This is a genomic window from Rhodococcus sp. 27YEA6 (assembly GCF_044908235.1).
Lineage (GTDB): Bacteria > Actinomycetota > Actinomycetes > Mycobacteriales > Mycobacteriaceae > Rhodococcus_F > Rhodococcus_F qingshengii.
Map to the genome: position 1 here is coordinate 304,986 of NZ_JBIYCY010000006.1, position 8,463 is coordinate 313,448.

The following is an 8,463-nucleotide window of genomic DNA, read 5'->3' on the forward strand; positions in this document are numbered from 1 at the left end:
CCTTCACGACCGGTCAGTTGGAGGTCACGATCACGATCACGCCAGGTGACGCGTTCGCGATGCCGGCGAATCGAGGCTCTGCGGAGACTCCGAGTTCAGCCGCGATCTTCTGCGCCGCTGCCTTCTCCGCCGCGGACGATCCGTAATACACCGTCGTCGTACTGACGGTGCCCTCGCTGTAGTTACCCGTCTCCTCGACGTTCCAACCTGCTGCCGTCAATTCCTCGGCGGTGCCTGCTGCCAGACCGGAGACGGTGCTGTTGTTGAGAACTCGAACGCTGACATTCGACGTGTCGGTGCCGCTCGCGGAGCTGGAAGTCGTGGTCGTCGCAGTTCCCGAGGGTCGCGACGTGGTGGTGGTATCGCCCGAAGCGGGTTGCGTCGTCGCTGCCGGCTTGGAAGTGGCAGGTGCCGGCGCGGGGGCGCTCGTCGTGGCAGGCGCCGAGGATTCGGTCTGCTCTGCTGCGGTGTTCTCGTCGCCCGATCCACCGTCGCTCGATCCACCCAGTGAGGCTGCTCCGAGACCGATGAACACGATCGCCAACGCGATCAACACCATGGCGATTGCGCGAAGCGGAGGTCCGGACGGCTGCTCTTTCGGGGTACTCACGATGTCGACCTTATCGCCAGTGCGTGGACAGCCCGATCATATGTACGCGTGATTCAGGTGACCTCGAAGCCGAGGCGACGCGCGGCCCTGGCCTTCTGACGGCTGGCGCGCAGACGACGCAGGCGCTTGACCAGCATGGGATCAGCCGCCAAGGATTCGGGGCGATCGACCAAGGCGTTGAGAACCTGGTAGTAGCGGGTTGCCGACATGTCGAACAACTCCTTGATGGCTTCTTCCTTCGCACCGGCGTACTTCCACCACTGACGCTCGAAGGAGAGGATGTCGTGCTCCCGGCGGGTGAGGCCGTCTTCGCCCACCTCGTGCATGCCTGCTGTATCTACTACCGAATCGTCGGCGCCAGTGCCTTCGGACTGGTTCCGACTACGCGCGGTTGCGCCGTCCATGTCACTCCTCGACTGCTGTGCTCGGCGTCAGCGAGACTCGTATGCCCGGTGTTCTTTTTCCGACCGAATTCTCGCGGCCGTGAGTTTCCCGGTCCCCTGGCCCGAAGGTAACTCACAATTTCCCCCGCGGCCCACGTTCCGACCGAGCAACGAATTACATCGCTGTTCTTCAGCAACCATTGAACCATGATCGAGTGTGCGGGCCGTGATAACTACGCGGGCGCGCCGCACTATCCTTGTCCGCATGGCTATCCTCCCCATCCGAATCGTCGGCGACCCGGTACTGCACAAGGCGACAGAGCCGGTCACTCAGTCCCCGGCCGAGATCGCCGAACTGATCGCAGACATGTACGAGACGATGGACGCTGCCAACGGCGTCGGTCTGGCGGCCAATCAGGTCGGTGTTCCACTGCGAGTCTTCGTCTACGACTGCCCCGGCGACGACCGCAGCAGCGAGCGTCGACGCGGCGTCGTCGTGAACCCGGTACTCGAGACGTCCGAAATCCCCCAGACGATGCCCGACCCGGACGAAGACTTCGAGGGTTGCCTGTCCGTTCCCGGCGAGCAGTTCCCGACGGGTCGCGCCGATTGGGCGAAGGTCACCGGCACCGACGCCGACGGCAACCCGATCGAGGTCGAGGGCACCGGATTCTTCGCACGGATGCTCCAGCACGAGACCGGGCATCTCGACGGTTTCCTCTACACGGACGTACTCATCGGCCGCAACGCGCGCGCTGCCAAGAAGATCATCAAGCGTTCCGGTTGGGGCAAGCCCGGTCTGACCTGGACGCCGGGGACCGTCGACGATCCGTTCGGTCACGACGACGACGATTACGAAGACTGAGAATTCTGCTCTGAACGGCAACATTTCGATCGGTAGCCGGGTGGTTTTGCGATACAAGCTCCCACCCGGCTATTCGCATCCCATGACCGACGTCATCGGCATCCTCGAGGGCGCCGATCCCATCGCCGTCCGCGCCGGCGACGGTCGGCTGGTCCAGGTCTCCGCCGATCAGGTGATCGCGCTCAAGAGTCTCTCGGCCCGCCCGATTCGCATCGGCGAGATTCGAAACCTCGAAACGGCTGCTGCGGCGGCGTGGCCGGGGGTCGAGCAGGCGTGGATCGACGGTTGGTTGCTGCGCGCCGGTCACGGTGTCACCGGCCGCGCCAATTCGGCTTTGCCGCTCGGTGGTGCGGGGGCGGTTGCAGGCTTCGACGCGAGCACCATCGAGCGGATACGCCAGTGGTTCGGTGACCGCGGCCTGCCGACCCTGCTGCTCCTCCCCGATCGACTCGGCACCGCTCCGGACGGGTGGAGCAGCGAGAAGGAAACCATCGTGATGGCCGCCGATCTGGGCAATGTCACGCTGCCGCTCGGTCCTCCGGTCACCTCGTTCGCCGACCGCCCCGACCACAACTGGCTGTCGATGTACGACACCCACGGCGATCCGGCGTACGTCGAGGCGGTCCTCACGGCTGTCGTGGGCACTGCAACTTTCGGCGCGATCGGAAACACCGACACGACGCTTGCCATCGGGCGCGCTGCGCTCACCGAGGCACCCGACCACAAACGCTGGGTAGGACTGACCGGCATTCACGTCGCCCCTGAACACCGTCGTCACGGAATCGGGTCGCTGATCTGCGGAGATCTACTCTCCTGGGGTCGTGAGAACGGTGCGACGCACGCGTACCTCCAGGTTTCGGCGGACAACTTCGCGGCGATCGCGCTCTACGAGCAGCTCGGATTCGTCGAACACCACCGCTACCGATACGCCACCGATCCTGTCGGCGGCTGACGCTAGGCTTGCCCTCGTGCGCATCGCTACCTGGAACGTCAACTCCGTCCGTGCCCGTACCGACAGGATCATCGACTGGCTCGGTCGATCCGACGTCGACGTCCTGGCAATGCAGGAAACCAAGTGCAAGGACGAGCAGTTTCCGTACGAACGCTTCAAGGAAATCGGCTACGAGGTCGCCCACGTCGGGTTGAGCCAGTGGAACGGTGTCGCCATCGCTTCCCGCGTCGGCTTGGACGACGTGCAGATCGGATTCGAGGATCAGCCCGGATTCGACAAGGATCCCGAGGCAGACCCGGTCCGCGAGGCACGTGCGATCGGTGCCACCTGCGGCGGTGTGCGGGTGTGGAGCCTGTACGTCCCCAACGGCCGTGAGCTGGAAGACCCGCATTACGCCTACAAGCTGGATTGGCTGGCCAAGCTGCGCGACGACGCGGAGGGCTGGCTCAAGCAGGATCCCGACGCGCAGATCGCCCTGGTCGGCGACTGGAACGTCGCTCCCACGGACGACGACGTGTGGGATCCCGCTTTCTTCGAGGGCAAGACCCACACGTCGCAGCCGGAACGAGCTGCGTTCACCGCCTTCACCGAGTCCGGGTTCGCGGACGTAGTTCGCCCGTACACACCCGGTCCCGGCGTGTACACGTACTGGGATTACACGCAGCTTCGCTTCCCGAAGAAGCAGGGTATGCGAATCGACTTCATCCTCGGCTCACCGGCATTCGCAGCACGCGTCGAGGCGGCCGAGATCGATCGAAACGAGCGAAAAGGCAAGGGCGCCAGCGATCACGCTCCGGTGATCGTGAATCTCGGGTGATCGTGAATCTCGGAGCCTGATCGTCTGTTTGCACCCTCGGGCTTCTAGTCCTCGACGAGCAGTTCCAGATACTCGGGATGCTCGCCGAGGTACCGCTGAACATAGGTACACACGGGCCGTACCGACCAATCACGTTCACGGGCGCAGTCCATTGCGAACTGCACGAGTACGGCTGCCAGTCCCTGCCCGCCGTACTCCTCTTTGACGACGGTATGCATGTACGCAACCACGTCGCCCGCTTCGGCTCCGCTCCCCGAAATCTCGTCTTCGTCGCGGTATCCGAGGATGCCGACCAACTCGTCGTCGGAGAGCAGTTCGAATCGTTCGTGCGACGGATTGTCCACGAGCGTGACTTCCGGTGAGGTTCCGGTTTTCGAATTTTCGATGTCGTTCATTGCGGCGACCTCCACGGCACGATGTGCACCTGCGCGATCGGCGACAGCTGCGTTCGCACGCTCTCCATAACTGTGATCCATGCCACTCATAGAATCAGCTACCGACGACGCTGTCCCGGGTTCGACCAATTTTTGCACCGGGAACGACCGGATCGCAATCGCAGTTCGCGCCGTCGTTCCCGCGAGAGGTGGGACCGAGCTGCCGTTTCCCCAGGTCCGATCGGTAGGCTCGTCGTCGTGAAGCTGCTGCCCCTGACCCCCGCCGGACAGACCCCGATTCGGGCATTGACCATCGCCGGAACCGACTCCGGTGGCGGAGCCGGCATTCAAGCCGATTCCCGCACGATGGCGATGTGCGGAGTGCACGCCTGCGTGGCCGTCGCCGCAGTGACGGTCCAGAATTCGGTGGGAGTCAGCGGATTCCACGAGATTCCGCCGGAGATCGTCGCCGACCAGGTGCGCGTCGTGGTCTCGGACATCGGCGTCGGTGCGGCGAAGACGGGAATGCTCGCGTCGACGACGATCATCGAAGCGGTGGCCGCGGTTGCCGCCGAGGTTGGGATCGGCCGCGACCGTCCGATTCCGCTCGTGGTCGACCCGGTGTGCGCGTCGATGCACGGCGATCCGCTGTTGCACGAAGAAGCTCTCGACGCGGTCCGCAACACCTTGATTCCGGCAGCCACGGTGGTCACTCCGAACCTCGACGAGGTTCGGTTGATCACCGGTATCGAGGTCGTCGACGACAAGAGCGCCCGCCAAGCGGCAGAAGCGCTGCATGCGCTCGGCGCTCAATGGTCCATCGTCAAGGGTGGCCACCTTCGTACTTCGGAGTTGTCCACCGACCTGTTGTTCGACGGCGACCGTTTCCTCGAATTCAGCAGTGCCCGGATCGACACCGGCAACGATCACGGCGGCGGAGACACGCTGGCTGCTGCGATCACTTGCGCTCTCGCACACGGCTATTCCGTTCCGGACGCGGTGGCGTTCGGCAAAGAGTGGGTGACCAAGTGCCTCGAGGCGTCGTACGACCTCGGCGCGGGACACGGTCCGGTGTCCCCGCTCTGGCGGCTCCAGGTCTAGCGCTCGAGGTCCAGGGCGCTAGTTCCGGCGCACGCGCCAGATTCCCAGGTCGACGGGAACCCCGTTGGGCGTCGTGGCGAAAAACCCTCGTCGCCATGGCCGGATCGTGAGATCGAGATCCTCGAGGGTGCCGGCTTCGAGTTCCTCGAGAGTCGTCGCCGACATCATGACGTTGCCGTCGCCGCCCAGGCCCATCATGCGGGCGGCGATGGTCACGTCGACGCCGAGCCAGTCGTCACCGATCTGACGCGGGGTACCCGTGTGTAGGCCGACGCGCATGCGTGGGGTGTATCCGTCGAGATCGACTTCCGCGAGCGCGTCCTGCGCGGTGAACACCGCCTTCAAAGCCGCATCCGGGCGAATGAACACTGCCATCAGACCGTCGCCCATCCGTTTGACGACGTGTCCGCCGTTGTCGGTGATCGGAGTTTCCACGGCCTGCGCCACCGCACGCAGAAGGGTCAGCGTCGCGCCGTCACCGGCTGCGAGCGACCAGGTGGAGAAGCCCACCAGATCGGTGAAGACGATGGTCAGTTCTTGATCCCCGCGGCCGCGGCCCATCTTTTCCAGCGCTGCCTGCCAGACCTGCAGTGCTCCGAGGCTCACTTCGCGAGTGGCTGCCGGTTTCTGATCGAGCAATCTGTCAGCGACGCGGGCCACGGCGCGGGCACCGCCGGGGCCGGCGAGCGAGAGCGGGTCCCCGAACCCGGGATCGCCGGGTAATGCCCGCCTGAGCCGCCGTAGCGCATCGATGAGCTGCTGTCGACGGTTCAGTTCTGCCGCAGAATTCAAGACGACGTCGACGACGCCTCGAACCGAGGAGGAAGAAGCACCTGTCGTGTCGGTGCTCTCCGGGGACAGATCAGCCATAACTCAAGCGTAACTCAGAGTTACAGACAGTGTGCTGCCGCGGTTCTCGCACAGTGGCCTCCTGGTCGCTCGCGCAGTCGATCATTCGGTCAGTCGATCATTCGGTCAGTCGATCATTCGGTTCTGGCCTGTGTCCGGGCATCGCCGACGGGAACTCCGTTCGGCCCGCTCAAATCCTGGGCATACGTCGCAACTCCGAAGGCTACTGCAGAAGCGTTGGCAGCGAGCGCTTCGCGATCGATGTTCGCGAGGTTGTCCTGGGCACTGTGGTAGTTCGGGTCGAAGGTCTCCTCCGCTTCTCCGCCCCACTTCTCGGCCTGTGCCGGCGTCTTGCGCTCGTCCGCGCCGCTGAACACGCCACCCGCCGGGATCCCGATCTCGATGAACGGGCCGTAGTCGGAGCGCCCGTCGAAGTCCGTTCCGTCCGCCGCAATCCCTCGCCCGGCGAGAAAATCGACGAAGGTGCGCTCGATGCCCGCCGACCCCTCGGGCCCGGGCCCCTCCCCGACGGCATCCGAGTTGTCGCCGTCGTAAGCCAGGTATCCGGCGTTGGGCGAACCGAGCATGTCGAAATTCAGGTACAGGGCGATGTCGGCCCGTTCCTGATCGCTCAGACCCTCGACGTAGCGGGTGGAGCCGACCAATCCCACTTCTTCCGCTCCCCAGAAAGCGAAACGCACGGCATTCTCGATGCTCGGTGAGCTTCCCATCTGCAGCGCGGTTTCCAGTACGGCTGCGGTACCGCTTCCGTTGTCGTTGATTCCGGGACCTTCCGGCACACTGTCCAGGTGGGCGCCCACGACAACCACGTTGTCGGTCGCGCCGGTCTTGGTCTGCGCAATCACGTTGCGCGACTTCGTCGTTTCCGTCGACGTGTCGAGAATCAGCGTGAGGTCTCCGGGCGCTGCGGCAAGAGCCTCGCCCGACGCCTTACTCACCCCGCCGGTCGGAATGCGGGCGTCTTCGGGTTCACCCAAGGTAGCCCCGCCCAGCATTGCGTCCTCGTTGTTGGCAACCAGCAACGCCGCCGCGCCGCGATCAGCGGCGATCTTCTGCTTGTCGCCGAACGGGCACACTCCGCGGGTGACCAGCACGATTGCACCGTTCACGTCGCGGCCGTCGTAGTCGGTGGCCTCGCAACCGGGGGTCTCGTCGGCGGGAATCGCCACCAGACGCGCCGTGATTCCGGTCGGTCCCGTGGAGGTGGAATATGTCAGCGCCCGCACCGGAACATCGGAGCCGTCAGCGGCTTTCAGGGATTCGGTGCCGGGATCGAAGGAGCTGAAGTCGAATTCCGGGGTGCTGACCTCGAAACCCTTGTCTTCGAGCAGGTTTGCCACGTAGTCGACACTGGCGTCGTAGCCGGGGGTACCGGCCGATCGATTGCCCTCGTTGTTGGCGGCGATCTTCTCGAGTTGCTCCAGATGCCCGGTCACGGCGTCGACCGTGACGGTCTCGGAGAATGCAACCGGGTCTGTCGGGACGGCCGCTTCACTTCCCGACGCGCATCCACTCACCACGAGTGCTCCAGCCATTGCGACCACAACCACACCGAAGAGTCTCATCTTCGGAGGATATCGGCCGGAGCACAGGAAAGGGACCCAGTACGAATGGTTTTTCGTACTGGGTCCCTACTCTGCTGTCACTCCTTGTTCTCGGTAGGTCTCCCGACAACACCTACCGAGGGAGCGACAAGATCAGGCGTCGCGACGATTCACGATGACGATACTTGCTCCGAAAATCACCAGAACGAAGGCCGCGAAGTAAATCAGGCTGCCCCAGGGTCCCCAGTGGAAGTCGACGCCACCGCTGCTCGCACTGAGGAAGTGGTTTGCATTCGCGAACGGCAGGAACGGAGTGATCTTCTCGCCGAAGCTGCCGAACAGTCCGAACAGGCTCTCGATGAGCAGCGGCCAGAGCAGGAGCAACGCAATAGCGCCGGCCGACTGGCGAATGATCGATCCGACGCCGACAGCGAGAATCACGCACAGGAAGGCGTAGATCGGGATGCCGTAGATCGCGCGCCAGTCACTGCCGCTCGACAGAGTCAATCCGGCACTCGCCTCGGTACCGGCGATGGCCTTGGCCATGGCGTACGCGCCGAAGGCGAGAACAAATGTCAGTACAGCACCGAAAGCACCGATGAGGCCGGCTTTGGCGATCAGAACCGAGGCACGGTTCGGAACGGCCTGGAAGGTGGTGCGGATGGTCCCGAAGCGGTACTCACTGGTGACCGCGAGGGCCGCCATGATCATGAGAACCATGATTCCGAAACCCGAGATGCCGGCCGTGGCAACGGCGGTGTCGAGGTCCGGTGCTCCCTGGACGTCGGAGGACGTCAGAGCCGACTTGGCAACCGCGCCCATGATGGCCGCGAAGCCGAGCGCGAGCACGACGATGATGACCGAGCACCACAGCGGCGACTTGGTCGTGGTGATCTTGATACGTTCAGCACTGAGAACAGCCATTACAGTGCACCTCCCATAGCCTG

General features: G+C 64.1%; 10 protein-coding genes. 4 read left to right on the plus strand and 6 right to left on the minus strand.

Annotation, left to right across the window (positions count from 1 at the left end):
- Nucleotides 1-13: 13 nt before the first annotated feature.
- Nucleotides 14-610, minus strand: coding sequence for a LytR C-terminal domain-containing protein (locus ABH939_RS18775; RefSeq protein ID WP_003945058.1), 597 nt, complete (start codon nt 608-610; stop codon nt 14-16).
- Nucleotides 611-663: 53 nt separating this feature from the next.
- The gene (locus ABH939_RS18780) at nt 664-1,014 is read right to left on the minus strand and encodes a DUF3263 domain-containing protein (protein WP_007730120.1); all 351 of its coding nucleotides are present in this window, start codon (nt 1,012-1,014) and stop codon (nt 664-666) included.
- 244 nt (nt 1,015-1,258) lie between these two features.
- Between ABH939_RS18780 and ABH939_RS18785 the strand changes: the two genes are divergently transcribed.
- Genes ABH939_RS18785 through ABH939_RS18795 form a run of 3 tightly spaced genes read left to right on the plus strand, consistent with a single transcriptional unit; the run spans nt 1,259 to nt 3,627 of the window.
- Complete coding sequence (locus ABH939_RS18785) at nt 1,259-1,858, plus strand: peptide deformylase (RefSeq protein WP_003945053.1); 600 nt, start codon at nt 1,259-1,261, stop codon at nt 1,856-1,858.
- Between the two features lie 40 nt (nt 1,859-1,898).
- Complete coding sequence (locus ABH939_RS18790; RefSeq protein ID WP_081557539.1) at nt 1,899-2,810, plus strand: N-acetyltransferase; 912 nt, start codon at nt 1,899-1,901, stop codon at nt 2,808-2,810.
- A 16-nt stretch (nt 2,811-2,826) separates the two neighbouring features.
- On the plus strand, nt 2,827-3,627 hold the full coding sequence (locus tag ABH939_RS18795) for an exodeoxyribonuclease III (RefSeq protein ID WP_042926198.1): 801 nt from the start codon (nt 2,827-2,829) through the stop codon (nt 3,625-3,627).
- Nucleotides 3,628-3,671: 44 nt separating this feature from the next.
- Here the strand turns inward: ABH939_RS18795 and ABH939_RS18800 are convergent, their stop codons facing one another.
- A complete protein-coding gene (locus ABH939_RS18800; protein WP_231915197.1) occupies nt 3,672-4,103 on the minus strand; it encodes a GNAT family N-acetyltransferase in 432 nt (143 codons plus the stop codon).
- A 156-nt stretch (nt 4,104-4,259) separates the two neighbouring features.
- Between ABH939_RS18800 and thiD the strand changes: the two genes are divergently transcribed.
- Complete coding sequence (thiD, locus tag ABH939_RS18805; protein ID WP_003945044.1) at nt 4,260-5,102, plus strand: bifunctional hydroxymethylpyrimidine kinase/phosphomethylpyrimidine kinase; 843 nt, start codon at nt 4,260-4,262, stop codon at nt 5,100-5,102.
- 18 nt (nt 5,103-5,120) lie between these two features.
- On the opposite strand, the gene ABH939_RS18810 is transcribed toward thiD, so the two are convergent.
- From ABH939_RS18810 to ABH939_RS18820, 3 genes are all read right to left on the minus strand, one after another.
- On the minus strand, nt 5,121-5,972 hold the full coding sequence (locus ABH939_RS18810) for an adenylate/guanylate cyclase domain-containing protein (RefSeq protein ID WP_404649940.1): 852 nt from the start codon (nt 5,970-5,972) through the stop codon (nt 5,121-5,123).
- Between the two features lie 113 nt (nt 5,973-6,085).
- A complete protein-coding gene (locus ABH939_RS18815) occupies nt 6,086-7,537 on the minus strand; it encodes a M20/M25/M40 family metallo-hydrolase (RefSeq protein ID WP_007730129.1) in 1,452 nt (483 codons plus the stop codon).
- A gap of 132 nt (nt 7,538-7,669) precedes the next feature.
- Nucleotides 7,670-8,440: an ABC transporter permease gene (locus ABH939_RS18820; RefSeq protein ID WP_047268852.1), complete on the minus strand. Its 771-nt coding sequence runs from the start codon at nt 8,438-8,440 to the stop codon at nt 7,670-7,672.
- Nucleotides 8,441-8,463 lie beyond the last annotated feature (23 nt).

What these genes read in the sequence shown, in the direction of transcription:
- ABH939_RS18780 (WP_007730120.1), bottom strand. Translation starts at nt 1,014, where the DNA reads ATGGACGGCGCAACCGCGCGTAGTCGGAACCAGTCCGAAGGCACTGGC.
- ABH939_RS18785 (WP_003945053.1), top strand. Translation starts at nt 1,259, where the DNA reads ATGGCTATCCTCCCCATCCGAATCGTCGGCGACCCGGTACTGCACAAG.
- ABH939_RS18800 (WP_231915197.1), bottom strand. Translation starts at nt 4,103, where the DNA reads ATGGATCACAGTTATGGAGAGCGTGCGAACGCAGCTGTCGCCGATCGC.
- ABH939_RS18810 (WP_404649940.1), bottom strand. Translation starts at nt 5,972, where the DNA reads ATGGCTGATCTGTCCCCGGAGAGCACCGACACGACAGGTGCTTCTTCC.
- ABH939_RS18815 (WP_007730129.1), bottom strand. Translation starts at nt 7,537, where the DNA reads ATGAGACTCTTCGGTGTGGTTGTGGTCGCAATGGCTGGAGCACTCGTG.
- ABH939_RS18820 (WP_047268852.1), bottom strand. Translation starts at nt 8,440, where the DNA reads ATGGCTGTTCTCAGTGCTGAACGTATCAAGATCACCACGACCAAGTCG.